Here is a 24,337-nt window from a genome sequence, read left to right as displayed (position 1 = left end):
CACATCCATGAACTACCGCCACATCTATCACGCCGGCAATTTCGCGGATGTCCTCAAACATGCCGTTCTCGCCCGCCTCGTGCGTTACCTGCAGAACAAGGACAAGGCCTTTCGGGTACTGGACACCCATGCCGGCATCGGTCTTTACGACCTGACGTCTGAAGAGGCGCAGAAAACCGGCGAATGGCAGACCGGCATCGGAAAGCTGATGGAGGGTGATCTGCCCAACCCTATCGCCGAGCTGCTGGAGCCCTATCTTGCCGCCGTGAAGGAACTCAATCCTGAAGGCGGTGTCAAATTCTACCCCGGCTCACCGAAACTCGCGCGTATGCTGTTTCGCCCGCAGGACCGGCTTTCGGCCATGGAACTGCACCCGGATGACAGCCGCGCGCTCGCGCGGCTATTCGAAGGTGACTATCAGGTGCGGGTGACCGAGCTCGATGGCTGGCTGTCGCTTGGCGCGCATCTGCCGCCGAAAGAAAAACGCGGCCTCATCCTCGTTGATCCGCCATTCGAGCTGGAGAATGAATATCAGCGCCTGGCCGATGGTTTGAACAAGGCGTACCGACGTTTTTCCACCGGTACATATTGCCTGTGGTATCCGCTCAAGAAAGGCGCGCCGATCAAGGATTTCCACGAGCGGCTGCAATCCTTCGAGATTCCGAAGATGCTATGCGCGGAACTTTCCGTCAGAAGCGACCGGCTGGATGGGCTGAGCGGCTCCGGCCTCATCATCGTCAATCCGCCCTACACGCTGAAAGAAGAGCTGCACACGCTGCTGCCTTACCTCAAGGCAAGGCTGGCGCAGGACAGGTTTGCCTCGCAACGCGCCTTCTGGCTGCGCGGCGAAGAAAAGCCGGAAGACAGCTGAGTTACCTCAGCCCTTCCCTTTTCTGCGCCGCGGCAAGCTGTGATCGTTCGAAGAACAGGATCACGAACAGCGCCATGATGAAGGGGATGATGAGGTAAAACAGGCGGAAGACCAGGAGCGCTGCGATGACATCGGCCGGGTTCATGTCCGGCAGGCCGGTGACGAAGACGAGTTCCAGCACGCCCAATCCGCCCGGCGCATGCGAAATGAGCGCTGCGGAAAACGACACCAGAAATATGCCGAGAATGACCATATAGCCGGGATTGCCGGCTTCCGGCAGCGCGAAATAGATGATGCCCGCCGCGCCGATCAGCTCGATGGGGCCAATGACCAGTTGCTGCGCCACAAGCTTCGGCGCCGGGTATGGCAACACGAAGGAGCCGATCTTCAGAGGCTTCAGCCTGAGCAGGCTGCCGAGAACATAAAGGCTGACGAAAAAGAGCAGCACGACGCCTGTCGTGGTCGAGGCTTCGACCGGCAGTATGCCCGTGAACCGTTCAGTGATGTCAGGCTCGTAAAGCAGCACCAGTCCGATCAGCATGATCGTGCCGATGAGGAAGGTGAAAGAGCAGAGGCCGACGAGAACGCCCACTTCCGCCACACTTAGTCCCTTCGACGTATATGCCCGATATCGCACCACGGCGCCCGAAAACACCGACGCGCCGACATTGTGGGACAGCGCATAGGTGGTGAAGGAGGTGAGCGTGATGAAGAGCCAGTTCACCTTGCGGCCAAGATGCTGCAACGCGATGCGGTCATAACCGGCAAGCGCGGCATAGGCCAGCAGGGTGGAGAGACCCGAACACAACCAGTCCCGCACCCGAATGGCCTTCAGGCTGTCCCAGAGATCATCGAGCGACAGGCCGCGCAATTCGTGAAAGAGCAACCAGGCGGAAAAACCGATCGTCGCAAAGCCAACGACGGGCCAGATATATTTCTTGAATTTCATGCGGTCATGCCCGCCTATTTCCTCCAGCTTCACCCCAGCCTGTTCCGTCTTTTGCGGAGATTCGTTCGACTCTATTCGTTATGCGGCGAAGCTTTCAACCTTTTCATCAAAGATTGGCGGTTTGCCCCGTTCACAAGTTGATGTAAGACCGGATCGTCGCCTGCCGGCGATATGAGGTCGTCCATTTTCCGGGGAACGTACACGGAATGAAGCGTTATGCCGGTTTCATCGCTCTGGGCCTTCTGTCGCTCGGCGCCTTATGGTTCGCGCAGCAAAATCCGGCCCCAACCACACCGGCCGACCGGCAGACACAACCCCAATCGCAGACTGCCGGCAATTCCGGGCCGGACGCTCCAGGCCGCTCGGTTTCTCAAGCGAAGCCGGATAAGAGGCCTCCGCCGCGCGGAAGCGGCTTCGATTTTTATGTGCTCTCGCTTTCATGGTCACCGGCATTCTGCGCCAGTTCCGAAGGCTCTGGCAACCGACAGCAGTGCGGCAGCGACAGGCGTTACGGATTCGTGGTGCACGGGCTATGGCCGCAGAACGAAAACGGCTATCCCGAATTCTGCCGAAGCGACGAGCCTGAGCGTGTTCCGGACGCGATCGGCCGCACCATGTTCGACATCATGCCCTCCATGGGCCTGATCGGCCATCAGTGGCGCAAACACGGCTCCTGTTCCGGCCTGTCGCAGCGAGACTATTTCTCGGCGACGCGGGCCGCCTTCGAGGCCATCCGGCTGCCGGAGAGAATCGCCTCCGGCGCCGAAACAGCCACGCTTTCAGCCGATGCGATAGAAACCGCCTTTACCGATGCCAATCCCGGCCTGTCGAAACGCGGCATTTCCATCAGCTGCGACGGCAAGCGCCTTGAAGAAGTGCGCATCTGCCTTAACCGGGACATGACATTCCGCGATTGCCCGGAGCTTGACCGCAAGGGCTGCCGCGCGAGTTCAACCGAAATCATCCCCATTCGCTGATCAACCCACAGGGACCCAACCATGGAACTGCTCTATTCGCCCGCCTCCCCCTACTCCGCCAAGGTGCGCATGGCGGCCCGTCATCTCGACATCGACATAACTTCCGTTCGCGTTGACACCAACGCCGAGCCGGCAACGCTGATGGACAATAATCCGCTGGGAAAGATTCCGGTGCTGCTGCTTGATGATGGCGGATCGGTCTACGACAGCGTGGCCATCATGCATTATCTCGACCGTCTTTCAGGCGGTAAACTCTACCCCAAAAAGAACGGCAAGCGCACGGATGTGGAAATTCTGGAGGCGCTGTGCGACGGCATCATGGATTGCCTGCTGGCCATCGTCTACGAGCGCCGTTTCCGACCGGAAGAGAAAATTCACCAGCCCTGGATCGACAAGCAGTGGAGCAAGGTGGTGCGCGGGCTCGACCATCTCAACGCCAACCTGCCGAAGACCGGCAAGAAGCTGCACGGCGGCCATTTCGCGCTGGCTGCGATGATCGGTTATCTAGACCTGCGTTTTGCGGGCGAGTGGGCCGAAGGGCGCGATGCGCTGGCGGCGTGGCCGGAAACCTTCGGCAAGCGTTTCGACGCCTATACGGAAATGAAGGCCGCCGCCTGACGTGACCGCGCAGAACACCCGGCTTTTTGCCGGGCGTTCAACGGCAAATTACAGACACAAAAAAGCCGGGGCATGACCCCGGCTTTTCTTTGACCGATCCGGAAAGGATCAGAACTTGACGCCGATACCGGCCTTGACCGAGTGGTCGTCATAACCGCGCGAGAAGGCGTCGTTGCCGAGCGTGTAGTCCTTCTTCTGGTAATCGCTGTAGCGATATTCCAGACGGGCGGTGATGTTGTCGGTCACCATGGCTTCTACACCGGCACCAACCGTGTAACCGAGAGCCGTGGCGCTGTCCTTGTTGACGCCGTCACGAACCTTGTTGTCGGAGACAGCAAGACCGGCCGTACCATAGAGCAGGAACGGGTTCATGTCGTAACCAACGCGGCCACGCAGCGAGCCGTTGACGCCCTGCTTGCCTTCGACCGAGCGACCTGCGACCGTACCGGCGGAACCGCGCTCGTCACCCATGTTAACGTCAGCTTCGGCACCGTAAACGATCTGGCCATTCTGCCAGTTGTAACCGCCGTACAGACCGCCGCCAGCGCCCTTGGCGTCACGGCCGTCGTTGCTGGAGCTGAAACGGCCCCAATCGTAGTTGACGGTACCACCGAGGTAAGCGCCGGACCAGTCCTTGACCGGTGCTGGCTGGTCGTAGGAAACCGGTGCCTGCGGCACTTCGTTTACGGCGTCAGCGGCGTGAGCAGCCGAAAAGCCAGCGGCGGCCATGGTCGAAGCCATAAGGGTTGCTACGAAAATACGCATGTTATTCTCCTTTCAGGACCGCTCTGCACTCAAAACATTGTTTTCAGACGCGGCATAATTCGTCGGGTTGATCGCCCCTCTGGAAACCGAATTTGATGGGAGAATGCGGAGATCAAAGAGCCAAAATGTGAATTGTTTGGGGCAGACGCGTGACTAGAATTAGACGTTGCCTAATTGCCACAAGGGTTTTATTAACCCTAACAAAAGGCTAAACAAAAATAGATCGCCTTTAAACTTCGTTATATTAAAATTAAACCAAAATTGCATTGTGAATAAAAAATCGCCCAATTCTTTTCGGGCCGAGTGACAGCTTGCGATTTGCATTTATATCCAGCAAATAGGGCGTGTATGAGCAAATGCAGGTCCGCTGTGAAAGAAGATATACCGAAGACAGTCTTGATTACCGGGGCCGCACGGCGGCTTGGGCGCGCTATCGCCACCGATCTGGCCAGCCACGGCTTTGCGATCGCGGTCCATGCCAATGAATCGATCGCGCAGGCGGAGGAATTCGCTAACGAAATAAGGCAGAAAGGTGGCAGAGCTGCTGCCGTTCAGGCGGACCTGGCACAATCAGCCCCGACAGCGGCGCTGATCGAAAAGGCGTCTTCCGCCCTCGGCCCCATCGGCGTCGTCGTCAACAATGCGTCTGTTTTTCTCGGCGACACGGCGGAAGCGCCTGACCCTGATATCTTCGATGCGCATTTTGCCGTGCATGTGCGGGCGCCTTCCCTCATCGCCGCCGCCTTTGTCGAACAGTTGCCCGCCGATAAATCCGGGATGATCGTCAATATCATCGACCAGCGTGTGCTTGCGCTCACGCCACGCTTTTATTCCTACACCCTTTCGAAATCAGCGCTTTGGACCGCCACACGGACGATGGCGCAGAGCTTCGCGCCGCGCGTCAGGGTGAATGCCATCGGGCCTGGGCCCACCTTCAAAAGCGAAAGACAGGCGCCCGAGGACTTTCAGGCGCAGATCGACGGCCTTATATTAAAGCGTGGTCCTGCGCCGGACGAGTTCGGGCGGACGATTCGCTTTCTTTACGACACGCCGTCGGTCACCGGACAAATGATCGCGCTCGACGGCGGCCAGCACCTTGGCTGGGAAACCCCTGACGTGGCGGAGATACCTGAATGAACGGAAAGAAGCTGCCTGATGGCGGTATTCTCTTCGATGACACCGACGACGAAGATGACGATGCAAGCCTTGCCGCAACGGAAACGGCCGAGGCTCCGCGCGACGTCGCCGGCATGGACTGGAATGCGGGATGGAAGAACGAATCCGGCCTGAAGGGCATGGACCTCATCGGCGAATTCGTCAAACACCTGCCCAATGCGCCGGGTGTCTATCGCATGTTCAACGAGGCGGGCGACGTGCTTTACGTCGGCAAGGCACGCTCGTTGAAGAAGCGCGTCGGCAATTATGCGCAGGGCCGCGTGCATTCCAACCGCATCGCCCAGATGGTGCGTCACACAACGCACATGGAATTCGTCACCACCCGCACGGAGACCGAGGCGCTTCTTCTGGAAGCGAATCTAATCAAGCGCTTGCGGCCGCGATTTAACGTACTTCTGCGCGACGACAAGTCCTTCCCCTATATTCTCATCACCGCCGACAACCGTGCCCCAGCGATCTTCAAGCACCGGGGAGCAAGGGCGCGCAAGGGCGACTATTTCGGACCCTTCGCGTCCGCCGGCGCGGTTGGCCGCACGATCAATTCGCTGCAGCGCGCCTTCCTGATACGCACCTGCACAGACAGTGTGTTCGAAACCCGCACCCGTCCCTGTCTTCTGTACCAGATCAAGCGCTGTTCCGGGCCCTGTACGCATGAGATCAGCGACGAGGGCTACGCGGAGCTGGTCAAGGAAGCCAAGGATTTCCTGTCCGGCAAGAGCCAGAGCGTCAAGACCGCAATTGCGCGACAAATGAACGAGGCTTCCGAAGACCTCGATTTCGAGCGCGCCGCCATCTATCGCGACCGGCTGGCGGCACTTTCGCACGTCCAGAGCCACCAGGGCATCAACCCCGCCGGCATTGAAGAGGCGGATGTCTTCGCCATCCACCACGAAGGCGGCATTTCCTGCATTCAGGTGTTCTTTTTCCGCACCGGCCAGAACTGGGGCAACCGCGCCTATTTCCCCAAGGCCGATCCGTCCCTGCCCGGCTCGGAAATTCTCAACGCGTTTCTGGCGCAGTTCTACGACGACAAGCCGGTGCCGAAACAGATCCTGCTTTCCGAAACGGTGGAGGAACAGGAACTGCTGGCGGCCGCCCTCGGGGAGAAAGCCGGGCACAAGGTCACGATCAGCGTACCGCAGCGCGGCGAAAAGAAGGACATTACCGATCACGTGCTTGCCAACGCCCGCGAGGCGCACGGCCGCAAGCTCGCGGAAACATCGTCTCAGGCGCGGCTGCTGAAGGGCTTTGCCGAGACTTTCGGCCTTGCCTACGTGCCTCGGCGGATCGAAATCTACGATAACTCGCACATCATGGGCACCAATGCGGTCGGCGGCATGGTGGTGGCGGGGCCGGAAGGTTTCGTGAAGAACCAGTATCGCAAGTTCAATATCAAATCGACCGACATCACGCCGGGCGACGATTTCGGCATGATGCGGGAGGTGATGACCCGCCGCTTCTCACGCCTGCTGAAAGAAGAAGGAAAGCCGGATCGCGAGCGCATACCGACAGCAGAAGAAGCTGCCGACATGCCCTTCCCCGCCTGGCCGGACGTGATCCTGATCGATGGTGGTCAGGGGCAGATGACGGCGGTGCGGGCCATCCTCGACGAACTCGGCATTCGCGACTGCGTGACCGCCATCGGCGTCGCCAAAGGCATGGACCGCGAGGCGGGCCGTGAACGTTTCTTCGCGGACGGGCGCAGCGATTTTTCCCTGCCGCCACGTGATCCCGTGCTCTACTTCATTCAGCGCATGCGTGACGAGGCGCACCGTTTCGCGATCGGATCGCACCGGGCCCGGCGCAAGAAGGAAATGGTGCGCAATCCGCTGGACGAAATCTCGGGAATCGGACCGGGGCGCAAACGTTCGTTGCTGCAGCATTTTGGAACCGCCAAGGCGGTTTCCCGCGCGGGCCTCAATGACCTGATGGCCGTCACCGGCATTTCCGAGACGGTGGCGCGGCAAATTTACAATCACTTCCACGAGAGCGGCAGCGATTGACGCAGAACGGCGGGGCTGACCTGCTAAAAAAACATAATCACGTGTTGACGCTATGCCCTAGCGGCGGCATCAAGGCAGCTGATCTCAGACTGACAGGTTTCCCCATGGCTTCGCGCGCATACAGCATTCCCAACCTCCTCACCTATGGCCGGATTCTCGCTGTTCCGGTCATTGTCCTTTGCTTTTACGTTGAAGGAAAACTGGAGAGTTCGGATTTTGCGCGCTGGACGGCACTGTGGCTGTTCATCATCGCCTCGCTGACCGATTTTCTTGACGGTTATCTGGCACGCATCTGGAACCAGACTTCGAATATCGGCCGCATGCTGGACCCGATCGCTGACAAGCTGCTGGTCGCATCCGTCCTGCTTCTGATGGCGGCCGACGGCACCATTGCCGGCTGGTCGCTCTGGGCGGCCATCACCATTCTCTGCCGTGAAATTCTTGTTTCCGGCCTGCGCGAATATCTGGCGGCGCTGAAGGTCAGCGTTCCCGTCACCCGCATCGCCAAATGGAAGACCACCATCCAGATGGTCGCCATCGCTTTCCTGCTCGCGGGTCCTGCTGGCGACAAGGTTCTGCCATACACGACCGAGATGGGCATCACGCTTCTCTGGCTGGCCGCAGCGCTCACCATGTATACCGGTTATGATTACTTCAAGGCTGGCCTCAAGCACATCGTGGACGAAGAATGATGACACGGATCGTTTATTTCGCCTGGGTTCGCGAGAAGATCGGCACGGATGAAGAGGAGCTGGACCTCCCTTCCTCCATCACTACGGCCGGCGAGCTGATTGCCTGGCTTGCGACACGCGGTGAAAATTACGAGGCTGCCTTCGAATTTCCCAATGTCATCCGCGTTGCGGTCAATCAGGAACACGTCGAGCATGATGAAAGCATCGTCGGCGCGCGCGAGATCGGCATATTCCCACCGATGACGGGGGGATGAGCGAATGCAGCCGACCGTCCGTGTCCAGGCAGAGGATTTCGACGCTGCGGAAGAAACCCGCCGGCTGACGGAAGGTGACAGGAGCATCGGCGCGGTTGTCGCCTTCACCGGGCTCTGCCGGGATGATGGCGGCACGCTCGCGGCGCTGGAACTGGAACATTATCCCGGCATGGCGGAAGCGGAAATGACGCGCATCGCCAAGCTCGCGATGGAACGCTTCGGCCTGCTTGGCCTCACTGCCATCCATCGCCACGGCAAGATCGCCACGGGCGAAAATATCGTCCTCGTCATCGCCGCTTCATCGCATCGACAGGCGGCCTTCGATGGCGCGAATTTCGTGATGGACTACTTGAAGACATCTGCGCCGTTCTGGAAAAAGGAACATGGCAAGGATGGAACGGCGGGCGAGTGGGTTGCGGCAAAGACAACCGACGATACGGCCAGGGAAAAGTGGCGATAATGCCTTGTTCTTCCCGCATGGTCCGGTGGAAGCGGGCACCGCTTTCGTCAATGCCCTAAGGCGCTTCAACCCTGCTGCGCATGATAACCAGCCAGCCGACCAGCATCGCGAGAACCATCGCATCCCGCCAGGCGGCCGGTCCGTAACCGACCCAGAAAGTTTCCGCAAAACCGACGGCGGCGGCCCCCAGCCCACAGATAAGCGGACTGGTATAACCGCCTGCCGCAGAAATCAGCACCACCTTCAGGCCAAAGACCAGACCGGCCCCGAAATCCATGGTGCCGTAATAAAATGTGGCCAGCACGCCCGCGATGGCGGCGACGAGACCCGCCGCGCAATAGGACATGAGAAATATCCGGCCTGCATTTACCCCGCACAAGGCTGCAGCAAAAGCATCGTCCGACACTGCCTTCCAGCGCCTGCCGAAAGCGGAGCGGCCAAGATAAAACGATCCGGCGAGAATGAGCAGGCTGAAGGCCATCGTATTCAGCATTTGCATCGGCGTCAGCGTCACGGCGAAGCCGCTATCGGCCCAGAAACGTATCGGCTCCGACAAAAGCGGCGGGAGCCATAATTGCCGTGTATCGGCGGCCAGCCTTGCACTTTCCGTCAGCGCTATCAACACCCCGATGGAAGCGACCGTCACCGCGTTGGGAGAGGCTTTCGCTAACGGCCGCATCACCACCCTGCCGATGAAACCCGCCGCCCACAGCCCGCCGAACAGGCCCGCCCCTGCCCCCAGCGCCAATGTCGCCGGCAGAACAAGCCACAGGCGGTTCCAGCCGAAATCGGCAAAAAGCAGGCAGGTCTGGCCAGCAAAGGCGAATATGGCGCCATAGGTGACATCGGCGCGTCTGGTGACTGAAAAGGCGATGGCATAACCAAAGGCCAGAACCGCATAAAGCGCGGCGACCGGCACGGCATTCAGCAATTGTTGCAGGAAATAAGCCAAGTGCGTCCTCCCGCTGTGATTATAACTATTAAAACCTGTTTTGATAGTTATAATGTGCGGCATGACCTTTCGCTGGACAGAACATCGTTTTGCGGGCGGCGCATTGGCGCTGGATGTTGCCAATAGCGTGATCCTGCGTTCAGACGCCGCTAGATCGGTAGACCGCTTCGCCGTGGCCGGGCAGATCGCCACCTTTGCCGAAGCGGCGACACGGCTTGGTGCGGAGCGAGAAAGATTTCCCGCCCTCGTCGCGCCCGACGAAGAGAGACGGCCGGTTCTTTTCGATCTGCGCGAGGCAATCGACGATTATTTTCGCTCGTCCATCGCCGATGGCGGCGAGGACGACGGGAAACTGGCGCAGTTTCTCTTCGCTTGCGGCGCCGCCCTGCGCATGTTCCCGAAGGCAGAACATCTCGCCAATGCCACCGCCCACTCCGCACTGTCGCTGCTTGCGGACGAACCACGGCAGCGGTTGAGGATCTGCGGCAATTGCGGCTGGCTGTTCATCGACCGCAGCAAGAACAGAAGCCGGATCTGGTGCGATATGGCGGTGTGCGGCAACCGGCAAAAAGCCAGCCGGCACTATCACCGCACGAAGGAGACGCGGTCATGAAAAGAACCGGCCTGCCATTGCTGGCAATGGTGGCGATACTCACCCTTTCCGGCTGTCAGCGCGAAGAACCGCGCGAGGTGGCAAAGGTTTCCGGCCGCATGTTCGTCTTCAACTATCGCGTGGCCATTGCCACCTATCTGGTGACGCTGCAGCGTATTGCCCCCATTCGCGATGGCAGCAGCGTTGAAGCAACATTCGAAAACCCTCGCGGAGGGCCCGACCTCACCACCCGCGAGAAGATTTTTCCGAAGGACGAAAGGATCACCGTTCAGAGCCCGCCGGTCGAATGTGTGAAGCAGGATCGGCCCTACAGGGTCACCGTCCGCATCAAAGGGCCGGATGGCGATATTCTGCAGACGATCGAGACCACCATCCGCTCCGATACCGACCAGTCAGCTCTCCCCGCCAAGCCGCTGGTCGTCGGCCCGCTCTATACGCCCAATCCGGAGGTGTTTAAACCTGACGGAACGATTGATATGCGGCCGGCTCAGGGGTGCCCGGCGTCGTAGGGACTGACGGAGCGAGTGCAACCTCTCCTCGTCCCTGTGCTTGTCACAGGAATGATGATGGAGGCGGGTGCGGCATCCCCTTATCGCATCCAGAAACAAAAAAACGGAGCCTTTCGGCTCCGCTTCTTCGAGTCTTTTCAGCGGCTTCGAGCAATCGCCTGATAGAGCGATTCAAGCCGTTGAGACTTTGAATCAGCCGACGATTTCGGTTTCGGCGAACCAATAGGCGATTTCCTGAGCGGCGGTTTCCGGAGCGTCGGAACCGTGAACGGAGTTTTCGCCGATGGAAAGCGCGAAGGTCTTGCGGATGGTGCCTTCAGCGGCCTGGGCCGGGTTGGTGGCGCCCATGATTTCGCGGTTCTTGAGGATGGCGTTTTCGCCTTCCAGAACCTGAACGATGGTCGGGCCGGAAGTCATGCCTTCAACGAGTTCGCCGAAGAAGGGGCGCTCCTTGTGGACGGCGTAGAAGCCTTCGGCTTCGCGCTTGCTCATCCAGACGCGCTTGGAGGCGACGACGCGCAGGCCGTTGTCTTCAAATACCTTGGTGATCGCGCCCGTGAGGTTACGCTTGGTTGCGTCCGGCTTGATCATCGAAAATGTGCGTTCAATCGCCATGTGTCCGTTTCCTTTTCCTTCAGAGAAAGTGGGCGGTCTTTACCCGCCCAAAGGCCCGAAAACAAGGGGGATCAATGAGATTGCGGCACTGACGGCAGACATTTCACGCCGCTGTCACACTGCGGCCCCTTGCATCGTAAAGATCGAGGCACCCTTCGAACCAGTCGCGTACAGGGTCATTATCTGAAAACAGATCAGCACCGGTGGTGATCCTCGCCCATTGCAGCGCGCCGAAAACGATGTAATCCGAAAAAAGCGGCGACGTGCCGCCGATGAAGGGCTGAAAACTCAGCATCCGGCGGATGGGAGCGAGCAAGGCAGGAAAGGCGGCGATCTCGTCTTCGCGGTTGGCGACGACATCCTCGAGCGGGCGGCCAAGCGCCCTTGTCCGGCTTTCGCGGAAATAACGACGATCCGGCTCATCCAGCATATCGTGGATATCCAGCACGGCGATACGGACGATGGCCGGATGCAGCTGGGTTTGGGACCAGCTTTCGACAAAGCGCGCCATGGCCTTGCCGCCCTCCCCATCGAACAATGACGGCCGCTCCGGGTAGGCCTCGTCCAGATAAAGGGCAATCTCGAAACTGTCGCTCACCAGCCGGTCGCCGTCCCGCAGGATCGGCACCGTCTTCGAAAAACCATCCTCCACGGTCGGGATGACGGTGAAGGGCAACGGACGCTCTTCGAAATCCAGTCCCTTATGCGCCAACGAAAACACGGTTTTCCAGCAATGGGGGGAAAATGGCCTGGAGACATCGCTTCCGCAGAGCGAATAGAGGGTTCGGGAATTCGTCATGGGCTGCACCTTCTCTGCAATAGCGACCAAGCGATATAAAATCGGCGGGAGCCGGAAATCAAATCAGCATTTGTCATGTTATCAATCAAAGGACGTTTGAAAGGTTCCGTTCGCCAAGGGCCGAAATAAAACCTGGAGGTGATGAATTTCGCTCGCAGGTTTAGCCAATTTTAAGCCGTCTCGCCTATGATTTGGCCATTCAGAAAACGGTTATTTCGTTCGATTGATAAGACCATCGATACTGGAGCTGACAGCGATGACATCTGCTGGCGATAAAAAACGCGAACAGGCGAAAAGTAGTCTTGTCCTTACCAAGGTCGCGCAGTTCATCGCCAGGATGAATATTGCACCCTTGCCGCGCAATTACGAATTGATCTATGAAATATTGTCGGGCCATAACCCGGCCATGGGCCGAGACATCCTGGCGCTCGGTAATGCGCCGCAACAGCACGAGATCGATCTGGTTGGCCAGAGGCACAATTTGCCCGGCTTCTCCCGCATCGAAGCGGAACAGATGGCCAGCGAAGCCTTTGAAACGCTGAAACAGATTTCCGCAAGGCTGGAAGCTGGCCAGAGGCGCACGGAAGCCTTCATCGGACGCCTTGGCGAAGACGAAACTGTTGGGTCCCCGGCCACCGACCGCGTCGCCCGATTGCTGGACGACATCCACGAGGAACAGACCAGCCTAAGGCATTTCATCTCCATGGGGCTGATGAAAATACATGACGTCGAAAGGCGGCGCGCCGAACTGCAGGCCGGTTCCCTGCGCGACGTGCTGACGGCGCTGCCCAACCGGGCGGCTTTCCTCGAAAAACTCGGAGAGCTTTTTGCTGGAGACAGGGCCGCCTCCGCGACATCGCTGATGCTCCTCAATATCGACCATTTCCGCGAGATCAACGCCAAATACGGCCCCGCCGCCGGAGACAAGGCCCTGCGGCGGCTTGCTGGGCTCTTTCGCAAGACGATCAAGAAGGATGATTTTGTCGCCCGCATCGGCGGCAACGAATTTGCTTTCCTGTTTGCAGGCGTTGCGCAAAACACGGCTGAGGCGATCGCTGAACGTCTGCGGCAAAGCGTCGAAGCCTTGCGCTTCGTGACGAGTGAGGGCGGCGGCGAGCATCTGACTGTTTCAATCGGCGTCGCCTCAGTGGACGGCACGGCAACGCCCGCGGAATTCTTCAGCCAGGCTGAATTGGCCCTGCTTTGCGCCCGGTGCGGCACCCGCAACTGCGTCGTCGGTTATTGCAGGGACCTCGCGCAGCACAATCGCGACAGCTATCTCGCGCAGTTGGGTTGCTAGGACATTTCGGCGAGCGTTCAGGATGGGCTTATATCCGGAAAACGAGCTGCCATCCCGCGCCTTGTCCCCGTTTGCCGCCTCTTCATTTCCGACCTCATAACTGCCGCGGTGTGGCGTGCCTGCTCTTGCCTTGGTCACACAGTTCGGCCAAAACGACGCCATGATTACGATTACCGATCTTTCGGCCCGCATCGCCGGGCGTCTGCTCCTTGACCACGCCAGCGTGACGCTTCCCGCCGGTGTGAAGGCGGGCCTCGTTGGCCGCAACGGTGCCGGCAAATCCACCCTTTTCCGCATCATCACCGGCGATCTCGCGGCAGAAGGCGGTTCGGTGACCATTCCGAAACAGGCCCGCATCGGCCAGGTGGCACAGGAAGCGCCGGGCACGGAGGAATCTCTCATCTCCATCGTGCTTTCCGCTGACAAGGAGCGCAGCGCGCTTTTGGCGGAGGCGGAGACCGCAACCGATCCGCATCGTATCGCAGAGATCCAGATGCGGCTTGTCGATATCGATGCCCATTCGGCGGAAGCGCGTGCATCGAGCATTCTTGCCGGTCTCGGTTTCGATCATGAAGCGCAGCTCCGCCCCGCCTCCTCCTTTTCAGGCGGCTGGCGCATGCGTGTGGCGCTCGCCTCGGTGCTGTTTGCCGAGCCCGATCTGCTGCTGCTCGATGAGCCGACCAACTATCTCGACCTTGAGGGCACGCTGTGGCTGGAAGAATATATCCGCCGCTATCCGCACACTGTCATTATCATCAGCCATGATCGCGATCTGCTGAACAACGCCGTCAATTCCATCGTGCATCTCGACCAGAAGAAGCTGGCCTTTTATCGCGGCGGCTACGATCAGTTCGAGCGGCAGAAGGCCGAGGCCGACGAATTGCAGATGAAAGCCAAGGCGAAAAACGACGCCGCGCGCAAACACCTGCAGAGCTTCATCGACCGTTTCCGCGCCAAGGCCACCAAGGCCCGTCAGGCGCAGAGCCGCATCAAGGCCCTGGAGCGCATGGGCACCGTCGCCGCCGTGATCGAAGATCATGTGCAGCCGATCACGTTTCCTGAGCCGGAGAAACAGCCGGCCTCACCGATCGTTGCCATCAATGGCGGCGCGGTCGGCTATGAACCGGGCAAGTCCATTCTGAAACACCTCAACCTGCGCATCGACAATGACGACCGCATTGCGCTGCTCGGCTCCAACGGTAACGGCAAATCCACTTTTGCGAAGTTCATTTCCGGCCGTCTCGCCCCGCAGGCGGGTGATCTTCGCGTCGCGCCCGGCCTCAAGATCGGCTTCTTCGCGCAGCATCAGCTCGACGATCTGGTGCCGGATGAAACTCCGGTCGAACATGTGCGCAAGCTGATGCCGCTGGCACCGGAGGCGCAGGTGCGGTCACGCGTGGCGCAGATGGGGCTTGCGACTGAAAAGATGGCGACGGCTGCCAAAGACCTTTCCGGTGGCGAAAAGGCTCGCCTGCTGATGGGCCTTGCTGCCTTCCACGCACCCAACCTCTTGATCCTCGACGAACCGACCAACCATCTCGATATCGACAGCCGCCGGGCGCTGATCGAGGCGCTGAATGATTATAATGGCGCGGTGATCCTCATTTCCCACGACCGCCATCTTATTGAGGCGACCGTTGACCGGCTGTGGTTGGTGGCCGACGGGACGGTCAAGACGTTCGAAGGCGACATGGAGGAATATCGCGATCTCGTCGTTTCCTCCGGTAAAAAGAAGGACGACAAGAGCGACATCGTTGCCGATCAGGCTTCCAAGGCCGATCAGCGCAAGGCAAGCGCGGAAAAGCGTGCCCAACTCGCGCCGTTGAAGAAAAAGATCAACGAAATCGAATCCCTGACGGCAAAGCTTGAGAAACTGATTCAGACGCTCGACACCGAACTGGCCGACCCGGCGCTATATGAAAAAGCCCCTGCCAAAGCCGCTCAGAAAGTCAAGGAGCGTGGCGAAGCCGCTGCCAGGCTATCGGATGCGGAAGAGCAATGGCTGATGCTTTCCAGTGAATACGAGGAAGCAATGGCCGGCTGATGCGCAACGGCACAGGAGCGGCGGCCTCTTGCGAAGCCGCCGTATCGCATTGACGAAACTTACTTCGCACCGATCGTATTGAGACCTTCACGCGCACATTCGGCATCGATTGCACCCGACGGCGCGCCTCCAACGCCAATACCGCCGACGAGCGCGTCGCCGATCTTGATCGGCAGCCCGCCTGCCTGAATGACCATGCGCTCATCCATGTTGCGGAGGCCATCATTGGCGGGCTTGGATGCGATGAATTCGGCAATCTCGCCAATATCACGGCCGAGCGATGCGGCAGCGAATGCCTTGCCGGTGGCGCTGGAGACCGTGTGCGGACCCGAACCATCTGCTTTCAGGACCGTCTTTACGGCGCCGTCGCGGGCGACGATGGCAACGGTGACAGCGTTGCCCTTGGCCGAGCAGGCCTGAAGTGCTGCACTGGCCGCCTTTTCCGCCAATTCGAGTGGCAGATAAGGTGCGGTCGGCAGCGTCTGCGCCAGGGCGACCGAAGGAGCGAGCAGAGTGGAAACAACGAGAAGGTTGCGGATCATGAAAAGGTCCTCTTGCTTGATGAGGACTGCAGTTTAAGCGGATGGCGTTGAGCCGCGAATCCGTAAGACTTTCCGGCTGCTCGGTAGTTCTACCGATCCGCACCCGCTTCCAGCCAAAGCCTTGTCATTTCCGCCTGCGAGGTTGTGCCGAGCTTCAGGCCAATGGCGGCGCGATGGCTGTCCACCGTGCGTGGCGACAGACCAAGTCCGTCTGCGATCTGGCGCGAAGTAAAACCGAGCGCGATGCGTTCAAGTATCTCCCGCTCCCGCGCGGTCAGCAGCGACAGGAGCGCCAAATTCTCCGCCTGCAGCGCTTTTGCGTCAAGCGTGCGGGCCAATATCCGGTGCGCTTTCTGGATCGCGTCGATGAGATCCTGTTCGTCGACCGGCTTGGAGAGAAAATCCACCGCCCCATTATGGAAGGCCCGGCGGCAGGCTTCGATGTTGCCGTGACCGGAAATGATGATGACCGGCCAGTCTATCCCCTCTTCCGTCAGTTTCTCCTGCAATTTCAATCCGGTTATGGCGGGCATGCGAATATCGAGGATCAGGCAGCCCGGCTCGAGGGCGGCAAGCTGGCTGAGAAACGCCACGGGATCAGCAAAGCCCTTCGCCTTTATGCCGACGGTGGAGAGAAGCAGGATGAGCGCCTTGCGCACGGCGTCATCGTCATCAACGAGATAGACGGGCAGCGTCATGGGTCCCGTGCCTCCGGTGCAAGCGGGAGGACAACCCGGAAATGGGCACCATTCTCACTCGCGACGTATCGGATTTCACCGCTGGCGCGCTCCACCAGCCTCTGGCTGAGGGCAAGCCCCAGCCCCATTCCGTTGTTCTTCGTGGTGGTGAAAGGTGTGAACAACCGGTCGCGCAGCTCGGGCGCTACGCCGGGGCCGTTATCGGCAACATCGAGAACGGCGAAATCACCGTTCCGGCTCAATCTTGCCGTGATCGCACGTCTGCCTTCAATGGCAGTGAGTGCGTCAAGCGCGTTGCGCAGCAAATTGAACATGACCTGTTCTATTTCGACGGGATCGACCCGCACCGGAAGCGGCACTTCCGGCATCGCGATATCAATGCTGGCCTCATGCCGGGCGGCTTCGCCGGCAAGCAGCGCATCGACATTGCGCAGGGCGGCGCGCAGGTCATGCGCCGCGACCGGCTGGCGGTGCGGCAGCGACCAGTTGCGGAACCGGTCGAGCATATTCGCGGCGCACCGCGCCTGATCGATCATATCGTCGAGAGCACCGGAAAGAGCCGTGACATCCTGACGGGCAAGCAGCCGTCTCCCCGCCTGCGCCTGCGCCAATATCGCCGTCAGGGGCTGGGTAAGCTCGTGGGCAAGGCCGCTCGCCATTTCTCCGAGAGCGTTAACCCGCGAGGCGTGGGTCAGTCTCGCTTCCATGCCGCTCAGTTCGGCGCGTCTCTCGGCGGCGCGCATGCGCGTCCTCTGTCTTGTCATGACAATACAGAGCACGAAAACGACGCTTGCGCCAGCCACGCCCGCCAGCAGGGCGCGGCCGGGCAATAGGTCCCGCCAGGTGATTGCGAGCGCGACTTCCAGCGTCAGAGGCTGGCTGGCGCTGCTGAGCTGCCGGACATATTGCGGCGCTTCCGGCATCGTGGGTGGGCCGAGAAGGACTGTTCCGCCAGGCATTTTAAGACGGATCACCGCCTGTTTTTCCGACCAGAACGCAGCGTCGGACGCGAGAAGCCGCCCGGCATCGACGGCAAGCACCAGCACCTTCGAGGCCGACCCGCTATTGGGGCTGCGCTTGACGATCATGTAATGGCCGGGTCTGAGATCGCTCGCCACCAGAGCCGGCCGGCCGGTAAAGACCGATGCCGCCTCGCGGATCGTCGCTGCCAGCTCGCTCTCCAGCGGCCGTGTGCCGACAACAGGCCCCGCCTCGTTGAGGGAAACCAGCTGGACCTCGTCAATACGCGGGTAAAATTGCAGAATGGGTGCCGCGACATCGAGCAAGAGGCGATAATCCGCCCCCTGCTGCGCCTGCGCCACCGCCGAAAGCGCCGTCACATGGGCATCATGCTGATCGGCCCGGCGGGATGCCTCAGCCTGCAACGCATCGCTCTGCCGTGCCAATTCGCCGAGCAGGCTGACATATTGATAAGCCGCCAGTCCGGACACGACGGCTGCCATAAGCAGTGCCCAGACCAGAAACAACTTGAGAAACGGCCGCCCCGACAGCGGCCATGGCGCGTGCGCCATGCGCCGGCTGCCGGAAAGGGAATGGGCGGTGGCATCAAGTGAGCGGCCGGCCGCAGCAGCGCCCCTGGCCGCTTCGTTCAGTCGGCGCTCGACCGGCGTTCCGGGCATGTCGTTCCATGCATCGTTTTTTTCAAGCATCGGCTCGCCCGCATGACCGACAGAGCGGATCATGACATTCGTTCAACAGGTGACTTTTCTCAGCACAGACAGTGAGAACATTCAATCCGGCCCAAGCCGAATTTACTGCTGATCCATCATTGGCGCGGGAAGATGTGAGCGGTGCCCTTGGCGCTAGGCACACGCCCTGCGGGACTGCAGCCGTGCGAGCGGCACGGCGGGGGAATAAAGATAACCCTGCCCGAAGCGAATGCCCATCTGCATGAGAAGCCTGCTCTGCTCCTCGGTTTCTATACCTTCCGTCACCAGCTTAGCGCCATAACGCTCCGCGCTCTCGAAGGCGAGCGCAATGGCCTCCCGGAACCGCGATTGATCCAGCCTCGACGTCATCCAGTGATCGATCTTGACCTCTTCGAACGGGAACCGCGCCAGCAAAGTGAGCGCGGCATAACCGGTCCCGAAATCATCGAGCGCCAGTCGCACGCCGGCGGCGAACAGCGCATCGAAATTCTGCTGCACGACGTCGTTGGTCGGAATCCTGCTCATCTCCGTCACTTCGATCGCCAGGCGGTGCGCCGGCACCGCCATTTCCTGCAGCAGCGCCACGACCCGATCAGCAAAGTGCACGGTTGCGAAGGACGAAGCGGAAATATTCACCGCGAGATGAAAATCCGCATCGAGATCATGCAGATCACGAAGGTCGTGCACCACGGCTTCGATCGTTGACCATTCGAATTCCGCCAGCAACCGATGACGTTCGGCGATCTCCAGCACATAATAGGGCGAAAGCGCCTGCCCCCGCGCATCGACCGCGCGCAGCAGCGCCTCAGCACCGATCATGCGGCGATTGCGCATTTCGAATTTCGGCTGATAGCAAATGGGCGGCCTGCCGGATTTGATCCAGTTGACGAGCATCTGCCGCACCGTCTCGTCCCGTGTCGCCTTCTCGGCAAACGAAAAGGGGAAAATCTGCACGGGATGATCGCTTCCCTTGAGCGCCAGGCTGAGATGTCTGAAGAACGAGGCCACGTTCTGCCGGGAAAGCCTGTCCAGACTTGCCGCGCCGATTTTGAGATGCGGTACCGGCCCCGCTTCCGCCGAGCGGCAAAAGGTGCTCAACCCCTCATGCAGATGCATCATGAGTTTTGTACCTTCGGACTTCTCCAGCGAAATCTCCCGCATGACAACTGCAAGTGTCGTATCACCGAACATGAAGCTGCAAGGTGCATGGGCGCTGCACAGCAGGCCGTATTCCCCATCGCAGATTTCCCGCGCCAGCCTGGGCCAGAAAATATCGCTCCAGTCCTCCCCCTCGCAGGCGGCGACATCGGCAATATTGACGATCTCGATCAGAACGAGGGCGTGCGAAACGGCCGGCTCCTGCCGCATGACCGTTTCCATATGGTCCTTGAGGGCGCGCCTGTTGGGCAGTCCGGTCAATGAATCCGTCCGCGCCGCCACCTCGCGTTTCTTTGCCTCGTCGCGCGCGCGCGCCTCGCTGCGCAGCAGGATGAACAGGCAGACGATCATCGGCAAGCCAACGGCGACAGCTCCCAGCGTTCGGCGGCCTATTGCGCTCAAGAACAGCGTCTGGTCGATCAGACCAAACACGAAGGAGATTGTGATGGCAAGCAGCGCGGCCATGAATCTGACGGCGAAGACGGTGAGCATATCCCGAGTTCCCAGATCGGCAAGGCGTCGGTCGCGCATCCAGCCATACATGATGATGCCGCAGGCCGAAATGACGACCATGTCCTGCAGAGCCGCAAAAAACAGCACGGGGCCGCCGAACACGAAACGCCCGGCTGCGACGAGGGACAGGCTGATAAGCCCGCCCTGCCATGAGCCCAGCACCCCCGCGAGAAACAGCAGATCGGAGCGGATGTAAGGCTTGGAGGGCAGCTTGATGAATTCGGAAACAAGCAGCGTCAGCAGAAAACCTGTCATTCCGAAGACGAGGCCATAGTAGATTTTATAGCGGGGATCCTCGAGGGCGATGTTCCGCCGCAGAAGGATCAGCACGGACACCATGCCAACCACCGCGGCCGCCTGAAGCAGCAGGAATGGAAGTTCGGCAGCGGACGCTGCCGCTTGTGCGGCGATCAATTCCATCATCTGCATTCCCCGATTATTATATGTTCTTGCCCCGGAATTCCGGTGGCCGGTCTTCAACAATCCCGCTTGCGCGGGGCAAAATTTATGGCGCCGCCAAGCCATCAGCCCTATCCGGACATCATGGCCTCGACCCCGTACAGCTCCGCCGGCATTCCCATATGCCCGGAGGCCAGCACCAGCCGGTCGCGGCCCTGGCGCTTTGCCTCGTAAAGCGCCATATCGGCCCGGTTCACCATCTCGTATATGATTTCCCTGCCGTCGCCGGAAACGGCAATGCCGAGGCTGACGGTGACGATTTTCTGTCTGTCGGGACGGTTGAGATGGGGGATGGCCTCGTCGATTACGGCCAGTCTCAGTCTTTCGCCAATGGCAAGCGCAGCGGAAGCGGTACAATCGGCAAGCAGAACGACAAATTCTTCCCCACCGTAACGCGCTATGAAACTCCTGTCGCCATCGTCCCTGCGCAGGGCGCCACGCAGCCTGCCGGCAATCCTGCGCAGGCAGTCATCGCCGCCGACGTGGCCTTCTGCGTCATTGTAGTTCTTGAAATAATCGACATCGAGAAGGATGAGCGCCCGCGGCCGGCCGCTACCGACCGATGCCTCGTTCGCCGCCTCGTCGAAGCTGCGGCGATTGCGAATTCCGGTGAGCTGGTCGGTATTGGAAAGCTGCTGAAGCTCGTGATTTGCGCTTTGAATCCGCTGCAGCAGGGTCTTCTCCCGCAGAGAGGCCAGATAGTCTTTTCTTTCCACCTGCTCGATGCGGTAGGCCGCAAACAGCGAGACGGCGCTGATGCCAGCGGAACACATGATGGCCGGTAGCTTGGCCACCTCGCTCGTGACCGTGACATATTCCATGCCGACGATGAAAACCGCCATGCAGCCGACCGTGCCCATGACCGCAAGCGGAAACGGTTTGCGATGTATCGTATTCATATAAAGGACGACGGTGACGATACCCACGTAATATTCGCTCGTCGACGAGGTTTGCGCATTGGCATAGATGAACATGATCGAGGCGACGACCAACATGCAACCCAGCCCGTGCAGGACCTCATGCGCCACGCCGTCCGGCCGTATCCTGATCGCATAATATCGGGCGGGGAAATAAAGAAAGAGAAGCGGTGTGATGATCATCAGGCGGACTGTCAGATCCAACCAGATGATTTCCGGCACCAGACTGATGTCCACGAATACGTAGAGATTGTAGAGGATGACGCCGAAGATCAATCCGTATGTATTGAATTGCCGGCTGCTTTCGTTGACTTTCTGAACGAAGCCAGACAGACGGTCAGCCTTGAATAAAACCACCACGACCCGCTCTTTAAAATATACTCAAGTTAAAAATACATAAAACTCTAACAAAACGAGAATATACCTAAAAAATTGGATTAAGACAGCCCGACCATCGAAAACATCACTGAAAATTACAAAGAAATATTTTCATGATCAAGCATTGCACGATCGATAATGTGTATCGAAAGTTTCCGTGAAGTCATCGTCTGGAAAAGACGCGTCGCGCCGAAACGATCACCTTGCTCCTGCGGGCGTTTCTGCTAAAAACCTGTAAAAATCACACTTTATCTTAGGCAGCACTCACACACGGGTTCCACTTCATGTCAGCCACCAAGCTTGCCATCGTCGGCGTCGGCAAAATCGTTCGCGACCAGCATCTTCCCGCCATTGCAGGCAATCCGGATTTTGAATTGATCTGCACCGCAAGCCGCCATGGCACGGTGGATGGCGTCGCATCCTACGGCACCATCGAGGCGATGCTCGAGGCCGTACCCGATATCAACGCCGTCTCTCTGTGCATGCCGCCGCAATATCGTTATGAGGCAGCCTATGCGGCACTGAATGCCGGCAAGCACGTCTTCCTCGAAAAGCCGCCGGGCGCGACGCTCTCGGAGGTACAGGATCTCGTCCGCCTCGCGGATTCTAAAGGCCTGTCACTGTTTGCAAGCTGGCATTCGCGTTATGCACCTGGCGTCGAGGCTGCCAAGGCGTTTCTAGCCTCCACGACGATCAACAGCGTTCATGTGATCTGGAAAGAAGATGTGCGCCACTGGCATCCGAACCAGGAATGGATCTGGCAGGCGGGTGGTCTCGGCGTGTTCGATCCCGGCATCAATGCGCTTTCCATCATCACCCATATCCTGCCGCGCGCGCTGTTCCTGACCAGGGCGACGCTTGAATTCCCGGAAAACCGCGACGCGCCGATCGCGGCCGACCTGCATTTCTCGGACGTGACAAAAATGCCCGTCCATGCCGAGTTCGACTGGCGTCAGACCGGCAAGCAGAGCTGGGACATCGTGGCCGAGACCGCCGCGGGGCGGATGGTGCTTTCGGAAGGCGGGGCGAAGCTTTCGATCAATGGTGAGGAAAAACTATCCCAGCCGGAACGGGAATATCCGGCCCTTTACGAGCGCTTCGCCGAGATCATCAAGTCAGGCCGCTCGGACGTCGATCTTGCGCCGCTGACCCATGTGGCCGATGCTTTCCTGCTCGGCCGCCACAAATTCGTGGATTCTTTCTACGACTGAGCAGCGAAACGCTTTTCAAGGCAATCTTTCAGAGGGCGCGGCTGACAAACCGGTCGCGCCCCGATTTTTTGGCCTGATACAGGGCTTCATCGACGCTCCGCAGCAGCGTCGCGCGATCCGCGCCCGCCTGCGGCGCGATGGCGCCGCCGATGCTGAGGCGCGCAAGCACGCTCTCACCCTCTACATGAAACGGTTGCCGAAACGCGTGGAGCAGTTTTTCCGCAAGGCCACTGATGAGCATGGATGAATCCGGACGCGGCACGAATATTGCGAATTCGTCGCCCCCCATGCGCACCACCACGTCATCTTCTCTTACAGCATCGCGGATTCGGGTGGATGCCTCGACCAGCACCCTGTCTCCTGCCGCATGGCCAAGCGTGTCATTGATGGTCTTGAAGCCGTCGAGATCGAGATAGAGAACACCGAAAGTGTCCTTCTCGCAAAGCGCGGCGCCAAGTTCCAGATCAACGATCGCGTCCAGAGCCTTGCGATTATAAAAGCCCGTCAGCGGATCGGTCATGGCCGCATCGCGCAGTTCCCGGGCGGCAAGGCTCATGGTGAAGTTCGCTTTCTGCAATCTCAAAAGCGCGCCCGCGAGTGTCGCAAAATACTGGAGATTATCGACCTCCGCAGCGGTGTACTCCCGAACGTGCGGGTCGAGCAGACAAAAAGTCCCGACCACCAGACCGGGTTCGAGTTCGATCGGGGCGCCGGCGTAGGACCGCAGGTCGGGCGCGCCCTTTACATAAGGCAAAGAGCCGAATTCAGGATGAGCGCTCAGATCCGTAACAGTCAGAATATTCTGCGTGACGACCACACGGTCGCAGATCGCAATGTCACGGGGGCATTCCTGGAACTGCAGCCCTGCCTGCTCGGCAATGTGGAGCCAGTCCTCATCCAGAATATGCACGGCCGCGCGTGCCACCCCGAATACGCCCTGCGCCAGTTGCGAGATCGCCTTCAATTCAGCGGTTTCCGCATTCTTGAAAGCCACAACGGACCGCACTGCTACCAGTCGTTCCAGCTCCAGATCCGGTCGTGGCATCATCTGTCCCATCGCATATCCCCTCTGTCTGCTGATAACGCGTCTGAAAGCGTACATGTTGCATGCGTTCATAAAACAACCGCCACGGGCGACACCACATGCGATTTCTTACCGGCCATTTTCCCGTTGCAAAGGTAGTCAGACGGGGG

24 protein-coding genes are annotated in these 24,337 nt (G+C 59.4%); 13 read left to right on the top strand and 11 right to left on the bottom strand.

Features of this window, described 5'->3' with window-relative positions; translation table 11 throughout:
- The first annotated feature begins 7 nt into the window (after positions 1–7).
- A complete protein-coding gene (locus ACZ47E_RS03815) occupies positions 8–871 on the top strand; it encodes a 23S rRNA (adenine(2030)-N(6))-methyltransferase RlmJ (RefSeq protein ID WP_278067346.1) in 864 nt (287 codons plus the stop codon).
- A 1-nt stretch (position 872) separates the two neighbouring features.
- On the opposite strand, the gene ACZ47E_RS03810 is transcribed toward ACZ47E_RS03815, so the two are convergent.
- On the bottom strand, positions 873–1,820 hold the full coding sequence (locus ACZ47E_RS03810; protein ID WP_004441121.1) for a lysylphosphatidylglycerol synthase domain-containing protein: 948 nt from the start codon (positions 1,818–1,820) through the stop codon (positions 873–875).
- Between the two features lie 206 nt (positions 1,821–2,026).
- On the opposite strand from ACZ47E_RS03810, the gene ACZ47E_RS03805 reads away from it, so the two are divergent.
- A complete protein-coding gene (locus ACZ47E_RS03805; RefSeq protein ID WP_004441120.1) occupies positions 2,027–2,797 on the top strand; it encodes a ribonuclease T2 family protein in 771 nt (256 codons plus the stop codon).
- A 21-nt stretch (positions 2,798–2,818) separates the two neighbouring features.
- Positions 2,819–3,415 carry a glutathione S-transferase gene (locus tag ACZ47E_RS03800; protein WP_004441119.1) on the top strand — a complete coding sequence of 199 codons (597 nt, stop codon included), beginning with the start codon at positions 2,819–2,821 and terminating at the stop codon, positions 3,413–3,415.
- A 108-nt stretch (positions 3,416–3,523) separates the two neighbouring features.
- Here ACZ47E_RS03800 and ACZ47E_RS03795 read toward each other — a convergent pair whose 3' ends face one another.
- On the bottom strand, positions 3,524–4,180 hold the full coding sequence (locus tag ACZ47E_RS03795) for an outer membrane protein (protein WP_004441118.1): 657 nt from the start codon (positions 4,178–4,180) through the stop codon (positions 3,524–3,526).
- 348 nt (positions 4,181–4,528) lie between these two features.
- Here ACZ47E_RS03795 and ACZ47E_RS03790 point away from each other — a divergent pair, with 348 nt between their 5' ends.
- From ACZ47E_RS03790 to ACZ47E_RS03770, 5 genes are all read left to right on the top strand, one after another.
- Positions 4,529–5,317 (top strand): SDR family oxidoreductase, encoded by a 789-nt coding sequence (locus ACZ47E_RS03790; RefSeq protein WP_022555956.1) that lies wholly within the window; start codon positions 4,529–4,531, stop codon positions 5,315–5,317.
- Positions 5,314–7,359, top strand: coding sequence for an excinuclease ABC subunit UvrC (gene uvrC / locus ACZ47E_RS03785; protein WP_022555955.1), 2,046 nt, complete (start codon positions 5,314–5,316; stop codon positions 7,357–7,359). Before ACZ47E_RS03790 ends, uvrC begins: the two co-directional genes overlap by 4 nt.
- Positions 7,360–7,463: 104 nt before the next feature.
- Complete coding sequence (gene pgsA, locus ACZ47E_RS03780) at positions 7,464–8,051, top strand: CDP-diacylglycerol--glycerol-3-phosphate 3-phosphatidyltransferase (protein WP_004441114.1); 588 nt, start codon at positions 7,464–7,466, stop codon at positions 8,049–8,051.
- Positions 8,051–8,305, top strand: coding sequence for a molybdopterin converting factor subunit 1 (moaD, locus tag ACZ47E_RS03775; protein ID WP_006700176.1), 255 nt, complete (start codon positions 8,051–8,053; stop codon positions 8,303–8,305). Before pgsA ends, moaD begins: the two co-directional genes overlap by 1 nt.
- A gap of 4 nt (positions 8,306–8,309) precedes the next feature.
- Positions 8,310–8,765 (top strand): molybdenum cofactor biosynthesis protein MoaE, encoded by a 456-nt coding sequence (locus tag ACZ47E_RS03770; RefSeq protein WP_022555953.1) that lies wholly within the window; start codon positions 8,310–8,312, stop codon positions 8,763–8,765.
- Positions 8,766–8,820: 55 nt separating this feature from the next.
- On the opposite strand, the gene ACZ47E_RS03765 is transcribed toward ACZ47E_RS03770, so the two are convergent.
- Positions 8,821–9,717 carry a branched-chain amino acid ABC transporter permease gene (locus ACZ47E_RS03765; protein WP_125270440.1) on the bottom strand — a complete coding sequence of 299 codons (897 nt, stop codon included), beginning with the start codon at positions 9,715–9,717 and terminating at the stop codon, positions 8,821–8,823.
- A 52-nt stretch (positions 9,718–9,769) separates the two neighbouring features.
- Here ACZ47E_RS03765 and ACZ47E_RS03760 point away from each other — a divergent pair, with 52 nt between their 5' ends.
- On the top strand, positions 9,770–10,330 hold the full coding sequence (locus ACZ47E_RS03760) for a CGNR zinc finger domain-containing protein (protein WP_169692017.1): 561 nt from the start codon (positions 9,770–9,772) through the stop codon (positions 10,328–10,330).
- Entirely contained in the window at positions 10,327–10,839 is a 513-nt protein-coding gene (locus tag ACZ47E_RS03755; protein ID WP_004441104.1) for a hypothetical protein, read from the top strand. The genes ACZ47E_RS03760 and ACZ47E_RS03755 overlap by 4 nt, the downstream gene beginning before the upstream one ends.
- A 192-nt stretch (positions 10,840–11,031) precedes the next feature.
- Here ACZ47E_RS03755 and ndk read toward each other — a convergent pair whose 3' ends face one another.
- On the bottom strand, positions 11,032–11,454 hold the full coding sequence (gene ndk / locus ACZ47E_RS03750; RefSeq protein ID WP_003496769.1) for a nucleoside-diphosphate kinase: 423 nt from the start codon (positions 11,452–11,454) through the stop codon (positions 11,032–11,034).
- A 103-nt stretch (positions 11,455–11,557) separates the two neighbouring features.
- Positions 11,558–12,253 (bottom strand): glutathione S-transferase family protein, encoded by a 696-nt coding sequence (locus tag ACZ47E_RS03745; protein ID WP_153775390.1) that lies wholly within the window; start codon positions 12,251–12,253, stop codon positions 11,558–11,560.
- A gap of 256 nt (positions 12,254–12,509) precedes the next feature.
- On the opposite strand from ACZ47E_RS03745, the gene ACZ47E_RS03740 reads away from it, so the two are divergent.
- Both ACZ47E_RS03740 and ACZ47E_RS03735 read left to right on the top strand, forming a co-directional pair.
- Positions 12,510–13,553 (top strand): GGDEF domain-containing protein, encoded by a 1,044-nt coding sequence (locus ACZ47E_RS03740; protein ID WP_184285393.1) that lies wholly within the window; start codon positions 12,510–12,512, stop codon positions 13,551–13,553.
- Between the two features lie 160 nt (positions 13,554–13,713).
- The gene (locus ACZ47E_RS03735; RefSeq protein ID WP_278067345.1) at positions 13,714–15,597 is read left to right on the top strand and encodes an ABC-F family ATP-binding cassette domain-containing protein; all 1,884 of its coding nucleotides are present in this window, start codon (positions 13,714–13,716) and stop codon (positions 15,595–15,597) included.
- Positions 15,598–15,656: 59 nt separating this feature from the next.
- Here ACZ47E_RS03735 and ACZ47E_RS03730 read toward each other — a convergent pair whose 3' ends face one another.
- The 5 genes from ACZ47E_RS03730 to ACZ47E_RS03710 all read right to left on the bottom strand — a co-directional run bounded on the left by ACZ47E_RS03730 (position 15,657) and on the right by ACZ47E_RS03710 (position 21,914).
- Positions 15,657–16,139, bottom strand: a complete 483-nt coding sequence (locus ACZ47E_RS03730; RefSeq protein WP_004441094.1) for a GlcG/HbpS family heme-binding protein — start codon at positions 16,137–16,139, stop codon at positions 15,657–15,659.
- A gap of 89 nt (positions 16,140–16,228) precedes the next feature.
- The gene (locus ACZ47E_RS03725; RefSeq protein WP_004441091.1) at positions 16,229–16,837 is read right to left on the bottom strand and encodes a response regulator transcription factor; all 609 of its coding nucleotides are present in this window, start codon (positions 16,835–16,837) and stop codon (positions 16,229–16,231) included.
- Complete coding sequence (locus ACZ47E_RS03720; RefSeq protein WP_107339802.1) at positions 16,834–18,540, bottom strand: ATP-binding protein; 1,707 nt, start codon at positions 18,538–18,540, stop codon at positions 16,834–16,836. The genes ACZ47E_RS03725 and ACZ47E_RS03720 overlap by 4 nt, the downstream gene beginning before the upstream one ends.
- 120 nt (positions 18,541–18,660) lie before the next feature.
- On the bottom strand, positions 18,661–20,601 hold the full coding sequence (locus ACZ47E_RS03715; RefSeq protein ID WP_464016894.1) for an EAL domain-containing protein: 1,941 nt from the start codon (positions 20,599–20,601) through the stop codon (positions 18,661–18,663).
- A 107-nt stretch (positions 20,602–20,708) separates the two neighbouring features.
- Positions 20,709–21,914: a GGDEF domain-containing protein gene (locus ACZ47E_RS03710; RefSeq protein WP_464016893.1), complete on the bottom strand. Its 1,206-nt coding sequence runs from the start codon at positions 21,912–21,914 to the stop codon at positions 20,709–20,711.
- A gap of 302 nt (positions 21,915–22,216) precedes the next feature.
- On the opposite strand from ACZ47E_RS03710, the gene ACZ47E_RS03705 reads away from it, so the two are divergent.
- Complete coding sequence (locus ACZ47E_RS03705) at positions 22,217–23,143, top strand: Gfo/Idh/MocA family protein (RefSeq protein WP_004441083.1); 927 nt, start codon at positions 22,217–22,219, stop codon at positions 23,141–23,143.
- Positions 23,144–23,171: 28 nt separating this feature from the next.
- Here ACZ47E_RS03705 and ACZ47E_RS03700 read toward each other — a convergent pair whose 3' ends face one another.
- Positions 23,172–24,200, bottom strand: coding sequence for a GGDEF domain-containing protein (locus ACZ47E_RS03700; RefSeq protein ID WP_004441080.1), 1,029 nt, complete (start codon positions 24,198–24,200; stop codon positions 23,172–23,174).
- Positions 24,201–24,337 lie beyond the last annotated feature (137 nt).

It is taken from the genome of Agrobacterium sp. 5Ca39 (assembly GCF_055382365.1).
The sequence above is the reverse complement of the archived record's forward strand: the minus strand, read 5'-3'. Positions and strand labels throughout refer to the sequence as shown.